Raw genomic sequence first — 21,695 nt, forward strand, 5'->3', positions numbered from 1 at the left:
TATCTTGTTCAGCTTTATTGAGAATTCAGATTAACTGGATGCCTGCCACTGACGCAGGTCCGGTTCGGTAATCAGAAAGACGCCATCACCGCCATTCTCGAACTCCAACCAGGTCAGCGGAAGATCAGGATAGGCCTCATCCATTGCCACCCAGCTGTTACCAACCTCAACAACAAGAAGTCCACCAGGGGTAAGATGGTCAGCCGCACCGGCAATAATACGGTGGGCGATATCCAGCCCATCTTCGCCTGCGGCAAGGCCGAGTTCCGGCTCATGGCGGTATTCATCCGGCATGCCGGACAAATCTTCCGCATCAACATAAGGCGGATTGCTTACGATGATATCGTAACGGCCCTTTATATTTTCAAAGACATCCGACTGTACGGTACGAACCCGTTCCCGGACTCCGTGCAGTTCAATATTCGATTCCGCTACCTCCAGCGCATCTGCGGAGATGTCCGAGAGGTCCACTTCCGCTTCGATGAAAACGGATGCAGCACCAATGCCAATACAGCCGCTTCCCGTACAGAGATCGAGGATCCGTTCAACCGGCTTATCCGCCAGCCAGGGCTGAAAGCCGTTTTCAATCAGTTCACCAATGGGCGAGCGCGGCACCAGTACCCTTTGGTCCACATGGAACGGCATGCCCATGAACCAGGCCTCTCCCAACAGGTAGGCCAATGGCACTCGTTCATTTACCCGGCGGTCGATCCTTTCCAGAATCAGCTCTCGCTCTTCACGGGTCAGGCGCGCATCCAGGAACAGCGTGTTGTTTTCCAGAGGAAGATACAGGCTACGCATGACCAGCTGAACCGCCTCATCCCAGACGTTATCCGTTCCGTGGCCGAAAAACAGGGGCGAAGCGGCAAACTTTGAGGAGGCGTAACGAAGGTAATCCCGAACGCTGTGAAGGTCGTCAATGGGGCTGGTCACAAACATAAATCCTGTGCGAGAGCGTGTCAGCGCAGGATTATACGCTGTTTATCCGCCCAACTGCAGCCCACGCGCAACGGCTGTCGCCAATTGCCTCAGATCGCCAAAGGGCCGGAGCTGTTACGGCTTTCCTCGTACCGATCCAGGGCAGCTGCCATTCGCTCCCTGCCCAGTTGAATCAACTCCGGCGCTTTGTGGTAATCGTAGCTCCGACAGGCATTCTTGGGGATATTAACCAGCAAATCGGGTGGGTATCCGGCAATTTTGTACTGCACCAACGCGCTCTGCATCGTCTCGATGGTGAGGTTCATCACGTCGAATTTCCCAATGCCAAGCTTGTCCCAATCGATGGTTTCGTGTTCTTCCTGACTCTTCTTGTCAGTTGGTTTCTTGTCGTGCTGCTTCTGATGTTCCTTCTTATGCACCGCTCGGCTGATTTTCTCTTCAGGGCTGTCGCCGTTGTCCGGCTTTCGGGCCGTCAGGGATTTCAGGGTGTCCCAGTCGAACCAACGCGACGCTTTCTCGCGGATCGTATCCACCCACTCGTCCATGTCCGTGTGATCATCCCCCGCGGGCGCGAATGCGGCGTCCGGAATTCGCCGTCTACGGTCATCCTCACCGCTGAGGTTAACCGCCACGATCATATCGGCGTGGGACGATATGGTTGGGATGATCGGCAGCGGATTGAGCAAGGCCCCGTCAACAAGAACCCGGCCGTTGAGAACCAGCGGCGTGACAACGCTTGGAATAGCCACTGAGGCGCGAATGGCCTGATCCAACGGGCCTTCCTGGAACCAGATTTCCTTGTGGGCAAGCAGATCGGTGGCAACAGCGGTAAAAGCGATAGGCAGGTTCTCGATCCGGGTGTCGCCCAGCATTTCCCTGACCACCGAAAAGATCTTCTCTCCGCGAATAGCGCCAACAGAATTGAAAGTAACGTCCAGCAGTTTCAGGACATCAAACTGGCCCAATCCCGTGACCCAGTCCTTGTAATCCTGCATCTTGCCGGCCCCGAACATGCCGCCTATCAATGCGCCCATGGAGCAGCCAGAGATGGCAACAATGTCGTAGCCACGCTCTACCAGAATTTCTATGGCACCGATATGGGCATACCCACGGGCGCCGCCACTTCCCAGCGTCAGGGCGACGGTCTTGCGAGGCTTGTTTCGGTTATCCCCTTTTTCAGGATTGGCCGGTGCATGCGTGGAGGAAACATCCGAACTTTTGAGGACCTTGGAGACATTGTCCTGAGGATCGTGCTCTGGGGGCTTGTCCTTCTGCTCTTTGTCGTCGTCCTTTGTTGGGCCCATGACCATTACCTCGTAATCACTATCACTTCTACCCGATCGCCCTGCCTGTCCGGATTACTGAAAACGCCTGCCGGTCCAACCACGATGATCTCCTGCTGGTCACGCGAAACACCTGTCTTCGACAGCACCTCCGCAAGCGACTCGGTGGCCAGACGGGCACGCTCCATAGACTCAGCGAACGATTCATCGGTTTCCAGTACAGAATAGCCCACCAGGACAACCACCGTCCCCTCTTCACGGGCCAGGTCGGTCACCCGTCTGCGGTCCGTTGCCTGCCAGTCAAAACGATAGGTCATACCACCTTGCCAGGGCACAATGATCGGCCCCTCAACACGACTGGTCCCGCTGCCAAACCCCGGAATGGTAGCTCCGGATTCCACCTTCAGGTGCTCGACCCAGACATATTCCCGCAGGTTGCCCCGGGTAACCGTATAAACCAGGGTCAGCCAGCGAGCGCCATCCTCCGCAACGGTGCCGGCAACCAGATAATCCTGCGTTGCATCACGCCCATAGAGAACGGCCTGGTTGAAAATCTGGTTTGCCCAGACGTTGCTTCGCCCACACCGGATGCTGGAACACTCGAAAAGAATCTGGGCATTCCTCTGCCGCAACAGGCCCAGATAATGGTCCCGCGCCTCTTCCCGACTGGAGTCCCGGGCAATCCGATACAGGCGCCCTTCGCCAGTCACAGGTAGCCGAGCCAGGGATTCGGAGCGAATTTCGTTATTGATCTCTCTTACAGGGCTGAACAAGACCAGATGCCCCGAGGATTGAATCCGGACGGTGCCCTCAAGCGTCGAGTGCGGATACGCCTCGGGCATATCTTCTGGCGCAGCCTGTGAGACAGTCGAAAACGCCAAGAAACCGAGAGTTAGAACAAGAAAACGTTTGAACAGTAATTTCAGCAAGCGATTACTCATTTTCCAGGAATTGTCTGATGGCTGTTACTACCGGACCGGTCTCGCCATCAAGATGGCAGTGGTGACCCCCGGGTACTTTCGCAATCTGGAGGTGCGCAATGGCTTCCGCACGTTTGTCCAGGTCCTTTCTGTACGACAAAAGACCCTGATCGGCTCTGACGAAAAGCACCCGGGTGTCTATCGCTGCCAGCGAGGCCAATACCTGATCTTCGGTCATCATCAGCGGCGAGGGATGTCGCAGCCGGGGATCGGTCTGCCAGACGTAACCATCCCCCTGGGGTTTCATGTTACGTGGAATCAGGGTCAGCGCAGCTTCGGGGCTGAGCGGACTCAATCCGCCCTCGCGGGCTTTGGCTGCAGTGGCGATATCCGGGTATACAACCTGCTTTCCCGAGCCTGCAATGCGTTTTTTGATGGCCTTGCGCAGCTGGGGAATGGTCTCTTTGACCGGCCGACTGAGGGCACCCAGGCTATCGATCATCACCAGATTCTGAACCCGTTCCGGGAACGCTGCCGCGTACAGGGCGCCAACAATTCCACCAAGGGAATGACCAATAATGTTGATCCTGCCATGCGGGGTTTCCTGGAAATAGCGCTCAACCAGTTCAGCCAGATCGGCAACATAATCCATCAAGAGATAACTCTGGCCTTCCGGGCGGTGTCCGGAATGGCCATGCCCGGCGAAGTCCAGGGCGTAAACCGGCCCAAGGGATGTCAGTTCCGGTGCCAGCTTTACAAAGGTAAGACTGTTGTCAAGCCAGCCATGCAGCATGAGGATAGGAGTATTGTCATGACTCTCTGGCTCGGAGGGCCAACTGAGACCGGCCAGGGTGATGTGCCGGAGTTTCCAGGCAGACTCACGGAACGCCGGAGTAGTTCCCTGAGTGTCGCTAGGCTCTGGCTGGCTGCCGGAAGCCTCCGTGGGAATCACCATATCGTTCATCCGACTCCCGCCTTCACATTGTGTGGGTTGGGCGATCGGAACTCAGCGAGCCTGCCAGATAGGATTCAATCTTGGTCCGGGCCGTTTCATCGTCGCCATTGAACTGGACACCGATGCCCGCCGCGCGGTTACCCTGAGCCCCCTTGGGCGTTATCCATATGACCTTGCCGGCAACCGGGATCTTTTCAGGCTCGTCCATCAGGTTAAGAAGCAGAAACACCTCGTCGCCCAGTTGATACTGCTTCTGGGTCGGGATAAACAGACCACCCTGGCGGATATAAGGCATGTATGCGGCATAGAGCACTGCCTTGTCCTTGATTGTCAGGGTAAGTATGCCACTGCGCGCGCCAAATCCTGGCCCCATAACTGACACCTTTCTCTAAGATCGTATTGAACGTTTTCGGGATCTGAAAATCCCTTTCATTCCGGAATCATAGCAGCAGTTGCCCCCAAAGGCGCAATCTTGCAGGCAATGATCACCTATGCCGCAGGGCGTTTGACTGGCATCAGCTTTTGCCAGGCGATCAGAAGCCGACTTGCTTCCAGCTCCGGGCTGGCGTTGTACACACCTGCTGCCCTGGAATCCTTTACCATATCGAGCAATTCATGGGCCCGCCAGGCAGGTGTGGTTCTGGCAAGGAAGCCGAGCATATCAGCGGCTTCGGTATCCTGGGCACTTCCGCCGGCTATCAGGCGGGCCAGGTCGGCGGCCCAGGTCTCAAACAACCACAGGGTATCCTCCAGCCCCATCGACTTGAATGCCTTGGCAGCCTCGCCCACCGGAATTCTGGATTTCATGAACTCCTTGAAGCGCTCCAGAGCCGTATCGCGAAGGCCAATAAAATCACCGGTAGCATAGTCGAGGGCCAGCCTCGGCGCGTTCCCGGCGAGCATCAGGGCTTTTGCCAGCACCTCAGCAGAGGGCTGGTCGTCTTCTGGCAGATCCCGCACGCGGCTGGCGAGCCATTGATTAGCTTCCTTGTTGCCCGGCACAGGAACAGTCAACGTCTGGCAACGGGAACGTATGGTAGGCAGGACAGGACGCCCGCTCTCCTGCAACAGGATCAGAGTGACATCGGGCAGCGGTTCTTCAAGGGTCTTGAGCAACGCATTCGCCGCGTTGATATTCAATTGGTCCGCCCGATCGATGATCGCCACCTTGTGATGGGCCACCTGCGGAGAGGCCACTGCAAAAGACGAAAGCGCCCTCACCTGATCAACCTTCACCATTCGGGATTTTTCCGGCGCATAAACCCGGATATCAGGGTGGCTGGCAGCCGCCAGGAGTTCACATTGCTTACAGTGCCCACAGGCAACCGGCTTACCCGCATCACTGTTCACAGGCTTTTCACACAACAACAGTCCGCCAACAGCCTCGGCCCAGGCCCGCTTGCCGATTCCCCGCTCCCCCACAAGGATCAGGGCGTGCGGGAGTCGATCTTCCGCTACCCGGCTTTGCACGGTTTGCCAGGCGCGGGTGAGCCACGGCATATCTTGGGCAATGTCAGTCACTGGATTTTCCTGTCCGAGTCCTGGATCTGCGCAGCTGGCGCTTCCGTAGTTGACGCTTCATAGTGGCGAGCAGACGGCGCATTCGCTTTACCTGTTCACCACCGTTTTCGTCTTTACCAGCGCCATAGTAATGGCTGTTGACCATACGGGCAAAAAGCCTGGCCGAATCTGCCGCGGCCGGTTCTGCTTTCGCCAGTCGTGACGCCAGCACCGATGGCGTTTCACCATGGCGAACAGGCACCCCGGCGCTGGCGCACAGCCGATGCCAGGTATCAACCACTCTCCGAAACGCGTCTCGCCGTTCTCCCCGGCGCATCTGGAGCGCCGAAATCAACCCGGCAATCAACAAGCCGGCGCCAACGATACCTGCTGTCATGTACCCCAGCTCCCGCATGCCGAACCCGCCGGGTAACCGGGACATAAAATCCATCTGAGTCTGGCCCTGGTAACCGACAACCCAGCGCTGCCACTGGTAGTTGATGCGATCCAGCTGCAGGCTTGCCCATTGCACCAGGGCTACATCGGCGTACCGCTGGGGCGAGGCCCAGCTGTCTTCCAGAAAAGATCCCTCTTCGGCAACGGCATCCCGAAGACCAGATTCAATCCGGTCCGGCGCAATGGCCGCTGTAGGATCGACCCTCACCCAACCTCGCCCATCAATATAAGCTTCAACCCAGGCGTGGGCGTCGTACTGGCGCACGATCAGGTAATCGCCGCCGGCCCCGCTTTCTCCACCCTGGTAACCGACCACAACTCGCGAGGGAATCCCCGCAGCCCGAAGTACGAACGTGGTGGCGCCTGCGTAGTGGGCGCAAAAGCCCCGTTTTTCGTCGAACAACAGGGAATCAATGCCGTCATCTGGCATGGCAGGTGGTCTAAGCGTGTAGAAATATTCCTGTTCACGGAATCGTTGCAAGAGAGTCCTGACGACCTGTTCATCACCCATCGTACGGCGAAGCTCACCGGCCAATTCCCGGGCCCTGGGGTTACCTTCCGCCGGCAACTGGAGGTACTGCCGCAATTGGGCAGGGCTTTGCTGCTCAGGGGATGAACCCTCTTCCTCCAACGCCAACCGGTAGCGAACCGGGCTGTCAGCTGGCCGCCGAAACCGGAAAAGGTCAGCCATACCCTCGAAGACGTTATCCGAGACCGCACGTGAGTTTTCAAGTGCAAAGGCCCAACGTTGATCGGTTGGCTCCAGAAGGACGTCATACTGATTCGGTTCCAGGTCTCCTATCCCGCCATCAACCGCTACGCGGCCGAGAGGACCAAAACCCTCTCGCTGCCCCTGGCGCCAGGTCTCTCCATCCAGATAGTCGAGAATAAGGCCGCGCCAGTATCGGTCGCGATAGGCGGGCATTTCGCCCCCAAACGTTACCCGGAAAGCCCGTTCACTGCTCTGGGCCAGGTTGGAAATATCGCCGGGTCTCATGGTGTCGCTGATACCGGTGCGGGCCTCACCCGAAACCAGCGGAACGCTCCACAGCGGGGACATTCGGGGAAAAAAAACAAACAATAGAATGACTATCGGCAATGTCTTCAGAAACATACCGCCCAATCTGCGCCAACCAGACGTCATTCCGTTGGGGAGTTCCGGTGCGTTCAGCACCTGCAACCCGACAAGCAGCAGCGCTATCCCCGTGAAGTTGACCAATGCCCAGAGAATCTCCTGGTGGAACAGGAAATTCACGGAAGCCAGATAAGTGAGAATAAAGAACAGGACATAAAAGTCCCTTACCGAACGGGTTTCCAGCCATTTGAGGCCCACTGCCAGCACAAAAAACGAAGCGGCGGTATCCACCGTAAACCGCCCCTGTACCGTTGCGACATAGACACCAATCAGCACAAGCATAATGCCTGTGCGCAACAAACGACCGGGAAGCCGCACACGCCCATACTGTGCAAGCCACCGCCAGGCCGCCAGTACTGCACAGGCGGCAATCAGCCACAGGGGCAAACGGTCCCATTGGGGCAACAGAAGCAGACCAAAACCGGCAATCAGCCAGAGCAGAGCTCTGGCTGGTAAATAGTTCCCGCTAGTGTCGTCTGATTCTTTGCCTCGCAGGCGGTCCAGAAAACTCAAGCCTGCACCTCCGAAACCCATTGGGTTGCCCCATCCTTACCCTTCCTACGCGTTCCATGGGGCTCGGCCATCGTATCCCTTGGCCGCTCCTCGCCCCAGGTCGCCAATACCCGGAGACACCGGGCCACATGGGCCGGGCCGGAGTCCGGCTCGATGATCTGGCCCGGGAGGTTCAGCCCGAACCGCACGCCAGTACGCCCTCGCTCATTCACCAGAAACGCCAGGTAACTCAGCCGCAACTCATGGTCTGCTCCGGGGTAGGCGTTAAAATCCAGCCAGTAGGGACTGCCCTGTTCGCCCTCCCAGTCGGCGACCACCATTTGCCCGGTTCGTGCGAATCGTTTCCAGAGCACCCGCTGGCTGAGATCGCCCTCCCGCCACGGCCGTATATCGGCGTGATCGTTGCCTTCGACAGATCTTGCCTCGGCAGACTCATCACCATCCGCGACCGTGCTGAATGCATCTGGCGCCGCAATCGGCCTTGGAAATACGACACCGGCGGACACTGGCCGAAGCCAGGACCAGGCCTTCAGCAGGCCGAACGGAAACCGGGTCTCAATTCGAACCCGATCAGGACGCAAATAGCCCCGATGAGCGGAATGAACCGGCAGAGTGACATCCTGCGCCTCGCCTGAATGGACGTGCACTGGAGCAAGTCCCGATTCTTCGCACGAGAGAAGGATGGCGATGGCGTCATCCCGCCCTGCCTTCAGGCGTAGCCGGAAAGGAATATCATCGCCAGCAAAGCCCTCTCCTGGCTGAATCAGGGTGAGCTCAAGGCCGGACAGATTTCGATGGGTCTGATGCATAGCGCCGACAAACACAGCGCCCAATAAAAAGGTGCTCAAGTAGATAAGGCTGTTTTGGTAATTTATTCCGGTCAGCAACATGATGACCAGCAAAAGGCCAAATACCAGGCCGGCGCCGGTAGGCAGGATAAAAATGTTTTTCTGACTGAAGGTCTGAAGATCGGACCGCGGAATGCGGCGGTTGATCCAGCGACGAAATCGGTTTGTGAACGGCTTTTTCATGGTGTCACTGAGGCCCTGGGATGCCGAAAAAGTTCATGGTATTCGAGCATGTTTTTGCTGTGATTAGTAACAGTACCGAAAAATCGACGATTTTGATCACAAACCCGGACCTTCCAGCTTGAATTCCTGTCCTACAAACCGAATACTCGCTTCAGGGAGCGTATTTTTTATACAAAAGGGGCCAGACTATGAAACGCCGACACCTGCTCACCACCGCCATCAGCGGTCTGGTTGTTGCTTTACCTGCCTTTGGTGGCGTTCAGACCATGACCTCGGACGAGATGGTGGAAACCTATGTTAAGGATTCCGCCGTTATCGTTGTGCCCAAGGAGCGCAAGAAATCTGAAGCCGACCGGCAACGTATTCTGCGCTCTCTCACGATCTCCCCTGGCGAACCAGTCCTGTCCGAGGCGGAAGAGGAAGCCTACCGGGACGCACTACAGCGGTATATTGACGAAGGCAAGACCGATGCCCTGGAAAGCGCAGAAGAGGAATTTCTCCGGCGCGCCCTGCTCCTGCCCCAGGAAGAAATCGCCCGGGCACAGCCGCCGGCCGAGTTTACGCCAACGATTCCACCAATCATTTTTGGGCAGCAGGCACAGATTCCGGAAGAGCCTTTCACACAGACGTTTCTTAACGATCAACTGGGAATTGGCTTTGATGGCCAGAATCTGAACTTCAGTATTGGTAACCCACCGGGGATTGACCAGATACAGATTCCGCAGGCTATCAATGAAGGACCGATTACGCTGACGCCGCGTCCGGGTGGCGGGTTCGATCTTTCTATTGCGGTGCCGGATCAGTAACGGAGAGGACGCTTATTCTATTTGAAAACGGCAGCCAGGAATGGCTGCCGTTTTTTTTTGTTGGCTCGGGTTTTCTTTTGGCCAATAAAAACGCCCCGCGAAGCGGGGCGTTTCACCAGCTTAGGTGTTAGGCCAGATTAGTGACCGTACACAGCCAGCTTGGTGTCAGTAATTGCCAGGTTATCGATGGCAATGGTACCGATATTGGTGCCACCAATAATGGTTTCACCGATAGCAACGTCCATGTAGACGTTGTTTACGTCAATGCGCAACACGTCAGCAGCTGTAGAGGCGCCAAGCCCAGCACCTTTGTAGACGTCAAGGTTCACGTTAGCAAAACCGGCCAGAACCTGAGCTTCCTGAGAAGCAGGATCAAGACCGAATTCGCCATCTGCATCGGCGGCCATTACTGAGCCGTCACCGTCATAGTCGAAGTTGCCGCCTGCACCCGAGATCGTCAGGTCACGGATACCAATACCCAGAAACTCCACATCGAAATCCATATCCTGCACGTCGAACGCAGCGACTACATTCAAGTGATCTGTTGCAGTGTCAACTGCGATATCCAGTTGAGCCAGGTTACCCCAGCCACTCAAGTTGGAAATCAGAGTGGTGCTGTCAGAGCCAGTGTTTCCGGCGAGCAGCTCCATAGAGCCGACGGTCATACCCCAATCGATTGGGTTGCCATCGAGGGTGCCAACGTGAATCTTGGCATCGCCATCATCTAAAACGTCGATGTCAATCTTCAATTGGTCCAGCAGGTCATTGTAACCAGCAGTTGACCCTGCAGCAGTTACGCCAGCACCACCGAGAACGATATCGTTAACTGCGAAGGAACCTTCATCGGTGTACTTGAATTGACCGATACTGACTTTGGTTTCCAGCTCAATAGTCACACCGGCCTGACCGGTGACGTTCCCCATTGCACTGTCATCAAGTGCTTTGAGGTCAGCATTGGCTGCAAACGGAGCAGCGGCAACCGCAGTTGCCAGAGCAATTTTTTTCAGGCCTTTCATTCTTATCTCCTTATAAACTCTATTGTTCTTATCTGAGTTTTGATTTAGTCGTGGAATCTGTGACTCCACAATTCCATTTAAGATTGTTTTACAGTCCTAGTCCGTGACTATCGTCACAGTTATTTACCCTTCGTTAACACACTGAAACAAACCTCGACTACTTCTCACCCTTAGCTCTGACCATCGGGTGTTGCATCCTCGTCATAGAACATCTGGTAAGGTTTTTCACGCGTTACAGGAGCACTGTATTTTACTTTGCCCTCAACTACCTCAAATGGGATTACTTTATTGCCAGAAATGCCAAGTCTGTGTTCGTGTTCGATGACCAGAGCCTCAGAGGAACCCGCCGTATCTACCTTTCCGGTATAAAGGATAACGGCTGCATTGATCTTCCCGCGGCGTGCAATAGACTTCAGAGCTGCGCGGTATACGAGAATCCGAACTTGGGCTGGGGAACCGTCTACCTGGCCATCAAGGTTGATTCGTTTTACGGTTTCTCCGTCGTCCATTAACATCCATGCAGCAGGCATGTTGGGGGCAGAGTTCTCTAACAACGCTGAATACTCATCTGTTGCTCTCTCTATCAGATGCACGAGTTGGCGTTGGCCGACCACAGCAAATTTTGCCAGCTCCTCTTTCGTAAGTTTACCGTCAGCAATTGCGCTATCCTCTGGAATTTGAACTTTAACCTGTCCTTGCGAGTAAGCACTTGAAGCAAAAAAGACCATTCCAACTAGTAAGAACTTCGGGAAGAGGTTTCGTAGATAAGACATCAGGTAATTCCTATTGTTTTTGATTAATTTGCCCGACGAAACTCAGCCAGTTCAGTTAAAATGATCACCGCAGGATTAAAAAAGACTGCTCTGTCGCCAAGCCTTTTTTATTAGATCAGCGAGACTCCCAAGCCAACAACGTCCGTTGTGTGCACTGTTTATCATTTCCAGAAGAATCCGGAGGAACCTTGAACCCGGCAACCGTGCGTGAACTCAATCAGGAGGCCTACCATCGCCTGCTCAAACATGCCTGCCGGGAAACGGATTTCGCCTATGTCGGAAGCGTCGGAGACGGCGCTGCGCGCGGCGTCTTCAGCGGTTTTTCTGCCAGAGCTCATGAAACCGAAGTGCTGGAATGGCCTGTGGGCAGAGATTTCTGCTCCGACCACCTAGCCCAGAGCATGGAAGCCCTCGTCCACCAATACCAAACCGAACAGGAACCCATTCCGGAATGTCTGTCCGGTGGGTGGATTGGATTCCTCGGTTATGAACTGGGGTATGTGCGGGAAGGTCGTCTCAAGGAGATATGTCCACCTGTGGAAGCTCCCCTCATGTCTGCAGGGTTCTACCTTTGGACCGCAAGTCACAATCGGAAAACAGATCGATATTGGCTCTGGATTCATCCGGAATGCCCTGATGAAACACGTGATTTACTGGAAAAGTGGCTGTGCTCGGACCTCCCAAAGGACACCGCCGGGTGGGCTATGGTTTCCCGCTTTAAGCCGAGGCAAACACCGGATGCCTTCAGGGCGAGCGTAGAAAGGGTTCGCCACTATATTGAAGCCGGTGATTGCTATCAGGCGAATCTCTCACAGGAATTTTCTGGCCATTTCACAGGAGACCCCTGGCAAGCATTCCAGGCTCTTGCCGATGCAAACCCCACTCCCTATAGCGGCTTCATCCGAACCGGCGAGGCATCCATCCTGTCGGTTTCCCCGGAGCGATTTCTCGAGATACACGACCGCACCGTGACCACCAGTCCGATAAAGGGCACCCGGCCAAGAGGGGCCACTCCGGAGAAGGATTCCGCTTATGCCTCCGAACTGGAAGTGTCCGAAAAAGATCGGGCCGAAAACCTGATGATCGTCGACCTGCTCCGTAACGATCTGAGCTTGAACGCCAGTACAGGCAGCGTAAAAGTCGACAAACTCTTTGCCTTGGAGTCGTACCGTAACGTTCATCACCTGGTCAGCCACATCCGCGCCGAGCTGGCCGAGGGTGTAACACCCTTGAAGGCTCTTTTTGACGCCTTCCCGGGCGGTTCAATTACGGGTGCGCCCAAGATCAGGGCCATGGAAATCATAAGGGAGCTCGAACCCCATTGGCGCGGCCCCTACTGTGGCTCGATTTTCTATCGCGGACTGGACGGCACGCTGGACAGCAATATTGCGATTCGCACCATGCTGTGCGATGGCGAGGGAATCATTCGCTGCTGGGGCGGCGGCGGGATTGTTGCGGATTCGGATCCCGAGGCCGAGTATCAGGAAACGCTTGCCAAGGTCGGGCCTTTGATGCGCTTTCTGGAAGAATTGGTGATCGAGTAAATTAGGTTCAGGTGAACATAGGGCCAGAAGAAGGCTCTCTTCTGACCCCGTGTTCAGAGTTCCGATCAGGCGCTATGGATCGCGCTGGCCTTGAGAAACTCCTGCCGGAGATCGTCGAAGTTATGAACCGCCGGGAACTGCGGAAACTCGTCGATCACGTTCTGCGGCGCATGGAACAAAATACCGGCTTCCGCCTGCCCCAGCATGGTGGTGTCATTATAGGAATCCCCTGCAGCAATCACACGGTAATTCAGCAACTGGAATGCCCTGACTGACTGGCGCTTGGGATCGCGCTGGCGGAGCAGGTAGTTGGTGATCTGGCCGTCATCTGCCACTTCCAGTTTGTGGCACAGCAGCGCCGGGTAACCCAGCTTCTTCATCAGGGGCATGGCAAATTCGTAGAAGGTGTCAGAAAGAATTACCACCTGAAAACGTTCGCGCAACCAATCCAGAAACTCCCGTGCGCCGGGCAGCGGATCCAGCTCACCGATTACTTCCTGAATCTGCGGCAGGCCATAACCGTGCTGGTCCAGCAGTTTCAGGCGCTGCTTCATCAGTACGTCGTAATCCGGAATATCGCGGGTGGTGGCCTTGAGCTCTTCAATACCGGTCTTTTCGGCGAACGCGATCCAGATTTCCGGGATCAATACTCCTTCAAGGTCAAGGCATGCCAGTTCCACAACGATCTCCTGCTTCAATTGGTTAAGGGCGACCACGGTAAGTGCGTCTGCCGCTATTCGGAGCGTATGATAAGAAAAACCGGGCGGGATTGCATCGTGGAAGTGTAAAGCCAGGCTTTTATGCGCGGAATAACCATATAGATTGTCATTCCTTCAGGATATTAGGCGTTTAATGATAGCCTTTTTATCAACTTAGATTTCCTTGCACACCAAAATAAGGCAATGCCGGGCCATGACCGATATCCAAACCCTGCGGGAAGAGCTCGAAGGCCAGAGCCCCCGTTCGATTCTCAAAACTGCTCTGAAGAAGTATGACAACATCGCCATTTCCTTCAGTGGTGCCGAAGATGTCGTGCTGATCGAAATGGCGCACAAGCTCACCGATCACCTGAAGGTGTTTACCCTGGATACAGCCCGTCTGCACCCGGAAACCTATGAGTTCATTGAGCGTGTTCGCAAGCATTACGGCATCGAGATCGAGGTTCTGTTTCCAGACGCTCAGGAAGTTCAGGATCTGGTGAACAAGAAAGGTCTGTTCAGCTTCTACGAGGACGGACACAGCGAGTGCTGCGGCATTCGCAAGGTCAATCCCCTGCGCCGAAAGCTGGCTACGGTCGATGCCTGGATTACCGGGCAACGGAAGGATCAGAGCCCGGGCACCCGCAATGACGTGCCAGTCATTCAGGAGGACACCGCCTTCTCTACCGATGACAAAACGCTGGTTAAATTCAATCCGCTGGCGAACTGGACATCGAAAGAAGTGTGGGATTACATCCGGATGTCCGAGGCGCCCTATAACGAGTTACATGAGAAGGGCTTTGTAAGCATCGGCTGCCAACCCTGTACCCGCCCTGTCCTGCCGGGACAACACGAGCGAGAGGGTCGTTGGTGGTGGGAAGAAGCCACCCAGAAAGAATGCGGCCTGCACGCCGGCAACCTGATCGCCCGGGAATAACCCGGGCGCAGCCTCCCCGCTCACTCTCTAGTGAGTGGGGAGCTCGACATCCTTGAACAGTTCCTCGATTTCAGACCGGCTGCCCTGGTGGGACACAGCTTCGTCCACCCTCTCCTTGGTGAGGTGCGGCGCAAAGCGATGAATGAAGTCATACATATACCCCCTCAGGAAAGTCCCCTTCCGGAAACCAATCCGAGTGACACTGGGACGGAACAGCTTGCGCGCATCAAGCGCGACCAGGTCCGTGTCGGTTTTGGGGTCAAACGCCATGCTGGCGACAATTCCGACGCCAAGACCCAACCTTACGTATGTCTTGATAACGTCCGCATCCGCAGCCGTGAAGACAACCTTGGGCGTGAGCCCCTGGGACTGGAACGCCTCATCAAGCTTGGATCGACCGGTGAAACCAAAGACGTAGGTTACCAGCGGGTATTCCGCCAACTCCGGTAGCGTCAGTTCCGACAATTTGGCCAGAGGGTGATCCTTGGGAACAATGACGCTCCGGTTCCATTTGTAACAAGGCATCATGATGAGATCGTTGAAAAGCTCCATGCCCTCGGTCGCAATCGCAAAGTCGACAGCGCCGCTGGCGGCCATCTCGGAGATCTGCATGGGCGTGCCCTGATGCATATGCAGGGAAACGTCAGGGTACTCCTCAATGAAACCGCTGATGATCGGTGGCAACGCATACCGCGCCTGAGTGTGGGTTGTGGCAATACTCAGATCGCCCTTGCGCTGGTTGCTGAATTCCTGGGCAATTTTCTTGATGCCCTCAACCCGCCGCAGGATCTCTCCCGCCTCACGAATAATGATTTCGCCGCCCGGCGTGATTCGGGTCAGATGCTTGCCGCTGCGGGCAAACACTTCCAACCCCAATTCGTCCTCCAGCAGGCGAATCTGTTTAGAGATACCGGGCTGCGACGTAAAGAGGCTCTGGGCGGTTGCGGACACATTCAGATCGTGATGCGCAACTTCCCAGATATAGCGCAACTGTTGTAGTTTCATTGAATCTGCTGCTCCCTGGAGATCGAAGGACCTGGTAGAAGAATACGCATAAAAATACAGGCTTTCATTCTTTTTTAATATAGGTGACTACTTTCACACAGTTTAGACCAAAAATGCATTTACGCAGTCATTGATAAAACCTTGCCAAAGAGAACGTAGTTTCATAGCCCTTGACTTGGTCATTACAAAAGACACAATCCCTAATGCCCAGCTGGGGCAATTCCATACTCCATATATCCAGGGAATCCATGCTGCTCACCACCAAGTTTCTCAGGCCTACCTCCGATGCTCGCGCAGTCAAGCGCGACCGCCTGAGCGACCTGCTCGAGCCCCATGGCCCCAAACGACTGAACCTGGTGATTGCTCCAGCCGGGTTTGGAAAGACCACACTGGTCGCCCAGTGGTGCGCACGAGTTACCTCACCCACCGCCTGGTTATCTCTGGACGAGCACGATGATGAGCCCAGGCGTTTCTGGCAATACGTTATCGGCGCCTTCGAACAGGCCGGGCTGAACGGCGCCGCCGAGTTGCGTAAACAGCTGGCGCACCAGTCTGACGAGTCCTTTACCGAGGCCATCACCGGTTTGATCAATATCCTGGCTCAGGACGGCAGTGCGTGGGGCCTCGTACTGGACGATTTCCACTTTGTTGGAAACCCGGCTATCCACCGGCAGTTTGCCTACTTCATCGACTATCTGCCGCCGGGAATCCTGGTCACCCTGGCGTCCCGAACAGAGCCGCCCCTGCCGCTCGCACGTTGGCGCGTCCGCCGCTGGATTGAGGATATCCACCCTGGCCTGTTGGCCTTCTCAGAGGGCGAGTGTCGGCAGTTCTTCCGCGAAACCATGGGGCTTCAGATCTCAGACGAAGATGTCCACACCGTTTACCATAAAACCGAAGGCTGGGTGGCCGCCATGCAGCTTTCCGCCCTGTCTTCGACATTCTCCGGGAAGGAAGCTGCGAAGTCAGGGAGCCAGATAAATCTGGATGAGCGCTACATCAGCGATTATGTTTTGAGCGAAGTGCTGGAACAACAACCCCGGGATATTGCGGACTTCCTGCTTGAAACCGCCTGCTGCCCCCGGCTCTGCGCTTCCCTGTGTGATTCAATCCGCGAGTCCAGCGACAGCCAGGAAATGCTTGAGAGACTTCTGGGTCAGAACCTGTTCCTGATTCCGCTGGATACTCGTAACGAATGGTTTCGCTATCACGATCTGTTCCGGGATGCGCTGCTGCTCAGGATCAGTCATACAGAACCGGAAAAGGCAACGCGCCTCTGGCAACGCACTGTGGAGTGGCTATTGGCCCACGGTCATGTCCAGGAGGCCATTGCCCAGATCGTCCGTCAGACGGACTGGCCCTGGCTCGCCCGGGTACTGGCCGAACACGGGAACAATCTGATTCATGGTGGCTACCATCTGCCCGTTCTGGGCTGGCTCGATGCCCTGCCACAGTCGCTGGTCAACGATAACCCACAACTCCAGATGCTCCGTATCTGGGGATTATTCTTTGCCAACCGCGTGGATACTCTGGAACCGCTGCTATCGGCCCTTGAGGATCTGCTCGACCGTCAGGTGGCTGATTCACACCCGGATGCCGAAGGGGCTCTCGGACTACAGAGTGAGATCTCGCTGATGCGCTCGTATCTGGCCCGTACCCGGAGTGACGACAAGAGCGCCGCCGACCTCACCCGCCAGGTGCTCCGCGAGATAGATCACACCCGCATACCGTTGAAATCCGTGACCTATTACGGATTGGGCCTGGATTGCTATGGCAAGGGTGAGCTTACTGAAGCCGAGGACGCACTCCAGTCAGCCGTTCGATACGGGCAGGTCGAACATAAACCCAGCACGGTGCTCTCGAGTGGCGGACTGTTGGCCTGGATTCAGTACAACCGGGGCGATATCGATCTGGCGCTGGAAACCTCCACTGACATCCGGCAATGGGTGGATAAGCATTACGCAGACCCCAGCCAACCGAGGCTCATTTCCTGTTGGCAAAACAGCACCCTGTGTGAAATCCATAGGGAGCGCAACCATTCAGAGCTCGCAGCGATGCATCTGAAGCCGCTTCTGGAGCATGTGGAGCGGGGCACGGAACCGGGGCAGCATGTGATCATTCAGTACGTTCGTGGCCATCTTGCCTTCAGCGAAGGTAAGCTTCAGGAGGCAATTGAGGCGCTGGAGGATGCCTCCCAGACAGGCCGAAAACGCCGTGAACAGATCGTATTCGAACCACCGGCAAGCACGGCCCTTCTTGCGCGGTGCTATCTCGCCACCGGCCACCCGGAAAAAGCCAGGGCCTGCCTGGATGCCAGGGCAGACGGCGAATTTACCAACCCGCTTCACCTTGAACAAAGCCGAATCAGCGAAGCACGTGTACTGGTGGCACTGAATCAGCCAGAACGTGCCCAGGAAATACTAAGCGCCCTGCTGAAACCGGCTGAACGCAATGCCCACAACCGTCACCTGGTGGAGATACTTTTGGTTTATGGCGAGGCCCTGGCACAGCAAAAGCGGAACGACGAATCGCAACAGATGCTGACCCGGGCATTAAATCTGGCCGCTGAGGCCGGGTTCATGCGACTGTTTGCCGAGGAAAGCCCGGATCTTCGCGCCTTGCTGCTGGAGCTGCCCGCGCTGAACGGCCCTGGCAGCTGGAACACCAATCTCAGGAAGATGCTTGTTGATCAGAGCCAATCGAGACAGGTGAATTCTGACACTCGAGAAACCCCAACCAGCCGTTCGGCTCATAAGCCGGCACCGCAACCAACAGCGCTACCCGAACCACTCAGCCAGCGCGAGCTCGAGGTGCTGGCCTTGATTCATGAGGGGCATGCCAACAAGGAAATCGCCTCAAAAATGAAGGTCGCGCCGGCGACCGTAAAAGCCCACATTCGGAACCTCTACGGCAAACTGGGCGTCGGCCGCAGGACCGAGGCCCTGGCCCGCGCCCGGGACCTCGGGCTGTTTGAAGCCTGAGTTCGAGGCAGTCAGAAATGTGACCGGCGTCACATTCTGCACCAACAATCTAAGCCCGCTACGCCCTTTGGACGATCCGACTACGCCCTCTAATCCCCTATGATTATTCCAACGGTGAGGGAAACCTCACCAGGAATTCTGAAACTTCAGGCCTTCAGATTTCTTGTTCCGCGTTGTTTCGACGCCCGGGTTCGAAAGAACCCCTTTTGACGAGAGCCACCCCATCCGGGCTGGCTCTTTTTTTATGCCCAGGTAACCCGAGGCCAAGCCCTAACGCTCGATCATTCGACGGAACGGAGGCAAAGCGTCCAGTAAAAGCTGCCCATAACGCCTGGTAATTATGCGTCGATCCAGAATGGTCACCCTGCCGGTATCCTGCTCGGTTCGAAGCAACCGCCCCACCGCCTGGACCAATTTGATCGAAGCATCCGGTACCGTGATTTCCATAAAGGGATTACCGCCTCGTTGCGTCACCCACTCCGCCAGACTCGCCTCAATGGGGTCGTCCGGCACGGAAAACGGAAGACGGGTAATTACAACGTGGTGCAAGTACTTTCCGGGCAAATCTATGCCCTCTGCAAAACTGGCCACACCAAACAGAACACTCGGTCGACCTTCGTCCACCCGGCTGCAATGCTGGCGAAGCACTTCGCCCTTGGCCATATCGTCCTGGGTGATGATGAGATCCGGATACTCCGGGGCCAGTGCGTCGCGCACCTGCTGCATCTGGCGGCGCGAGGTGAATAAGACCAGGGTCGCTTTCTCGCCCGCCCAGAGGTCAGGCAATCGCCTTATAAGCTCATCAGCAAAGCCGTCATCCGTTGGCATGGCAGACATCGCCGGAACCTCAACCGTCGCCATCTCACCGTACCGGAAAGAGCTGGGTACAACGAGAAAACGGCTTCCCTGGGGCAACCCCGCCCGGGCATTCAAACGATCAAACCGTCCAAGTGCAGTCAGCGTGGCACTCGTGAGAACCGCTCCGTACGCCCGGGACCAGAGCCTCGAGTACAAAAGGTTATCCGCCAATACGGGAGAACTGTAGAGGGTAATGTCCTCCGCGTGATCCCAACGCTGGCGTACTGCCCATCTGGCCGGTGGCGGGCTTTTCTGTGTTTGTGGCCTGGCCGCGGGCTCCTCAGCCGCTTCGCTGTCAGTTTCTGGTTCACTGACAGGTTTGGCGCTGCCCTGCTCGCACCAGGCCGTCCACAGCCTTAGCTGGTCTTCTGCCCGGGCGTGAAACGAGCCGATCACCGGATACCAGGCTTCCGCGGTTTCCCGGTCGATCTCATGTTCCTTGCGTTCGTCGAAGGCGCCCTGAAGCTCATCCGCCAGGACACCCAATTGCCGGACCATATTGGCGGTTGCAATACGGCTCTCGGCCGCCAGCTCCGCCATAGCCTCCGGTAACTCACCTTCCGGATAACGCCATTGGGCCGTCCGGCGCTCCTCGTTGAACTCCCACCCGGTATTCTGCTCAGCTTCCTCGTAGACCCGGTTCAGCACGAGATCCACCTCCCGCGAAGCGGAACTGATTCGATCCAGCGACTTTGCGGCCTGGGTACCAGCCGCGAGGTATGGCTGCATTTTCACCAGCGCCTGGGAAAGCTGTTTCAGCCATTGCCGGGTGGCGTTCAGGGGAAGCGATGCGGCGAAGTGATTGAGCGCCTTGTCCGGAAGGTGGTGAGCCTCATCGAAAATATAGAGAGCATTCTCCGGCTCGGGCAGAATCGCCCCGCCGCCGAGCGCCAGGTCCGCGAGCACCAGATCGTGGTTGGCGACCACGATATCGGCATCGTCCAGGTCTTTACGGGCATCGAAAAACGCACAACTGTCGAAGTAGGCGCAGTGACGGTTGGTGCATTGACGGTGATCTGTGGTCACCTGTCGCCAGACATCGTCCGGGATCTGCTCCGGCCAATGGTCCCGGTCGCCGTCCCACTCCCGGGACCCATAGCTCGCCAGCATCTCTTCAAAAAACGCTCGGGTACCGGGCTCTTCGTTTTTGGGGCCGTCCAGCAGGAACAGGGGCATGGTATCGCTGTCGGTATTACCCTCATCGTGCAGACGGGCTTCCAAACGGGACATGCACAGGTAGCGGCCCCGACCCTTTGCCAGCGTCCAGTTGAAATCCATTTTGCTGTGCTTTTTCAGGTCGGGAAGGTCCTTGAGTACGATCTGGTCCTGAAGAGCCACGGTCGCGGTGGAAATCACAAGGGTTTTGCCCAGGGCTTTTGCCACCGGAATGGCAGCGATCAGGTAGGCAAGGGTCTTGCCGGTACCAGTGCCTGCCTCCACAACACAAGCCGAGGCCGGTGAGGTTCTCTGGCCATCGTTCTCGGTGATATCGCCCATGTACCTGGCGATTTCAGCAATCATCAGACGCTGACCATAGCGCGCCCGGATGTCCTTGCCGGCGAGCACATCGCGATAACCTTGCTGGATGGATTGCTTGATGTCGTCGGTCAGTGGCATCAGCGGGGGCTCACCCAGTCCCGCACAACGCCAACCCGGAAACGGCGCCCGTCACGGCTCAACACCACGCCCTCTTCGGTGATATCGTCCACTCGCAGGCCCTCGAACGTATCGCCCACCCGAAGATATGTATTGTTGATCATCACCCGGCGGGATGCGGGAGAGGACGAATAGATATGGCTGTTAAAGGTCAAATCCGGAACGCTCTTCTGGAATGAAAGCGGCAACTCTACCAGATGAGGCACACGGTCTGCCTGCCGCTGTTCCACTACCGGCACGGTGGTCTCGGATATTGCGGATGAGGGCACGATAACCGTCGCCCGCTCCCTGCGCTCAGGTTCAGGCGTTTCAGTGGCAATTGGCGGAGGCGTTGAATCAGCGACGTCGGATTCCGGAACTGCCCCCGTCTCGGCGACAGGGCTTTCCGACATCGGATCCGATTCCGCATCGGGCGTCACCGAAACCGGTTCCGGTGCGTTCTTCACAATATCCTGTCCGGGTGACACCTCTGCCTGATCCGCAGAACCCCAGGGCAGCGGCGTGCCCGGCCAGAATAGGAAGGCGAGAACACCCGCGTTAAGCATCAGTGCCAGCGCTACCCAAACAGCCGGCGACACCCGCTTTTTCTTCGGACGATGTATCAGCTGAACCTGCTGACCGAGGTCAGGAACGCGCCCCTGCTGCCGCTCGGTTTCAGATTTTCGCAATGCGTCAAGAATGTAAGACAT

Annotated in this window: 18 protein-coding genes; 4 read left to right on the top strand and 14 right to left on the bottom strand. The window is 56.4% G+C overall.

The genetic code is table 11. The features are described 5' to 3' along the window. Positions 1 to 30 precede the first annotated feature (30 nt). The 8 genes from prmB to GJU83_RS00730 all read right to left on the bottom strand — a co-directional run bounded on the left by prmB (position 31) and on the right by GJU83_RS00730 (position 8,732). Complete coding sequence (gene prmB, locus GJU83_RS00695; protein WP_069183707.1) at positions 31 to 933, bottom strand: 50S ribosomal protein L3 N(5)-glutamine methyltransferase; 903 nt, start codon at positions 931 to 933, stop codon at positions 31 to 33. Between the two features lie 95 nt (positions 934 to 1,028). Beyond that, positions 1,029 to 2,243, bottom strand: coding sequence for a patatin-like phospholipase family protein (locus GJU83_RS00700; protein ID WP_069183706.1), 1,215 nt, complete (start codon positions 2,241 to 2,243; stop codon positions 1,029 to 1,031). Positions 2,244 to 2,248: 5 nt separating this feature from the next. After that, positions 2,249 to 3,064: a DUF4892 domain-containing protein gene (locus GJU83_RS00705; protein WP_228715137.1), complete on the bottom strand. Its 816-nt coding sequence runs from the start codon at positions 3,062 to 3,064 to the stop codon at positions 2,249 to 2,251. Positions 3,065 to 3,155: 91 nt separating this feature from the next. Beyond that, positions 3,156 to 4,106 (bottom strand): alpha/beta fold hydrolase, encoded by a 951-nt coding sequence (locus GJU83_RS00710; protein WP_069183529.1) that lies wholly within the window; start codon positions 4,104 to 4,106, stop codon positions 3,156 to 3,158. A gap of 13 nt (positions 4,107 to 4,119) precedes the next feature. After that, the gene (locus GJU83_RS00715) at positions 4,120 to 4,470 is read right to left on the bottom strand and encodes a PilZ domain-containing protein (protein WP_008171779.1); all 351 of its coding nucleotides are present in this window, start codon (positions 4,468 to 4,470) and stop codon (positions 4,120 to 4,122) included. A 116-nt stretch (positions 4,471 to 4,586) separates the two neighbouring features. Continuing rightward, positions 4,587 to 5,618: a DNA polymerase III delta subunit-related protein gene (locus GJU83_RS00720; RefSeq protein ID WP_069183528.1), complete on the bottom strand. Its 1,032-nt coding sequence runs from the start codon at positions 5,616 to 5,618 to the stop codon at positions 4,587 to 4,589. After that, positions 5,611 to 7,692 (bottom strand): transglutaminase TgpA family protein, encoded by a 2,082-nt coding sequence (locus GJU83_RS00725; protein WP_069183704.1) that lies wholly within the window; start codon positions 7,690 to 7,692, stop codon positions 5,611 to 5,613. The genes GJU83_RS00720 and GJU83_RS00725 overlap by 8 nt, the downstream gene beginning before the upstream one ends. A 5-nt stretch (positions 7,693 to 7,697) precedes the next feature. Next, complete coding sequence (locus GJU83_RS00730) at positions 7,698 to 8,732, bottom strand: DUF58 domain-containing protein (protein ID WP_153633502.1); 1,035 nt, start codon at positions 8,730 to 8,732, stop codon at positions 7,698 to 7,700. A gap of 188 nt (positions 8,733 to 8,920) precedes the next feature. Here GJU83_RS00730 and GJU83_RS00735 point away from each other — a divergent pair, with 188 nt between their 5' ends. Beyond that, positions 8,921 to 9,538 (top strand): hypothetical protein, encoded by a 618-nt coding sequence (locus GJU83_RS00735; protein WP_153633503.1) that lies wholly within the window; start codon positions 8,921 to 8,923, stop codon positions 9,536 to 9,538. 137 nt (positions 9,539 to 9,675) lie between these two features. Here GJU83_RS00735 and GJU83_RS00740 read toward each other — a convergent pair whose 3' ends face one another. Together GJU83_RS00740 and GJU83_RS00745 are read right to left on the bottom strand one after the other, a co-directional pair. Next, on the bottom strand, positions 9,676 to 10,554 hold the full coding sequence (locus GJU83_RS00740; RefSeq protein ID WP_153633504.1) for a DUF6160 family protein: 879 nt from the start codon (positions 10,552 to 10,554) through the stop codon (positions 9,676 to 9,678). 170 nt (positions 10,555 to 10,724) lie between these two features. Beyond that, the gene (locus GJU83_RS00745; protein WP_153633505.1) at positions 10,725 to 11,327 is read right to left on the bottom strand and encodes a hypothetical protein; all 603 of its coding nucleotides are present in this window, start codon (positions 11,325 to 11,327) and stop codon (positions 10,725 to 10,727) included. Between the two features lie 188 nt (positions 11,328 to 11,515). On the opposite strand from GJU83_RS00745, the gene pabB reads away from it, so the two are divergent. Beyond that, positions 11,516 to 12,871: an aminodeoxychorismate synthase component I gene (gene pabB / locus GJU83_RS00750; RefSeq protein ID WP_153633506.1), complete on the top strand. Its 1,356-nt coding sequence runs from the start codon at positions 11,516 to 11,518 to the stop codon at positions 12,869 to 12,871. Positions 12,872 to 12,936: 65 nt separating this feature from the next. Here the strand turns inward: pabB and thrH are convergent, their stop codons facing one another. Beyond that, positions 12,937 to 13,551 (bottom strand): bifunctional phosphoserine phosphatase/homoserine phosphotransferase ThrH, encoded by a 615-nt coding sequence (gene thrH, locus GJU83_RS00755; RefSeq protein WP_069183523.1) that lies wholly within the window; start codon positions 13,549 to 13,551, stop codon positions 12,937 to 12,939. Positions 13,552 to 13,765: 214 nt separating this feature from the next. Between thrH and GJU83_RS00760 the strand changes: the two genes are divergently transcribed. Next, positions 13,766 to 14,506 carry a phosphoadenylyl-sulfate reductase gene (locus tag GJU83_RS00760; RefSeq protein WP_267313037.1) on the top strand — a complete coding sequence of 247 codons (741 nt, stop codon included), beginning with the start codon at positions 13,766 to 13,768 and terminating at the stop codon, positions 14,504 to 14,506. Between the two features lie 27 nt (positions 14,507 to 14,533). Here GJU83_RS00760 and cysB read toward each other — a convergent pair whose 3' ends face one another. Further along, positions 14,534 to 15,511, bottom strand: a complete 978-nt coding sequence (cysB, locus tag GJU83_RS00765; RefSeq protein ID WP_153633508.1) for an HTH-type transcriptional regulator CysB — start codon at positions 15,509 to 15,511, stop codon at positions 14,534 to 14,536. Positions 15,512 to 15,759: 248 nt separating this feature from the next. Between cysB and GJU83_RS00770 the strand changes: the two genes are divergently transcribed. Beyond that, positions 15,760 to 18,492, top strand: coding sequence for a winged helix-turn-helix domain-containing protein (locus GJU83_RS00770; RefSeq protein WP_153634387.1), 2,733 nt, complete (start codon positions 15,760 to 15,762; stop codon positions 18,490 to 18,492). A 270-nt stretch (positions 18,493 to 18,762) separates the two neighbouring features. Here GJU83_RS00770 and dinG read toward each other — a convergent pair whose 3' ends face one another. Beyond that, positions 18,763 to 20,967: an ATP-dependent DNA helicase DinG gene (gene dinG / locus GJU83_RS00775; RefSeq protein ID WP_153633509.1), complete on the bottom strand. Its 2,205-nt coding sequence runs from the start codon at positions 20,965 to 20,967 to the stop codon at positions 18,763 to 18,765. After that, positions 20,967 to 21,695: a general secretion pathway protein GspB gene (locus tag GJU83_RS00780; protein ID WP_153633510.1), complete on the bottom strand. Its 729-nt coding sequence runs from the start codon at positions 21,693 to 21,695 to the stop codon at positions 20,967 to 20,969. Before GJU83_RS00780 ends, dinG begins: the two co-directional genes overlap by 1 nt.

Source organism: Marinobacter salsuginis, from assembly GCF_009617755.1.
GTDB lineage: Bacteria > Pseudomonadota > Gammaproteobacteria > Pseudomonadales > Oleiphilaceae > Marinobacter > Marinobacter salsuginis.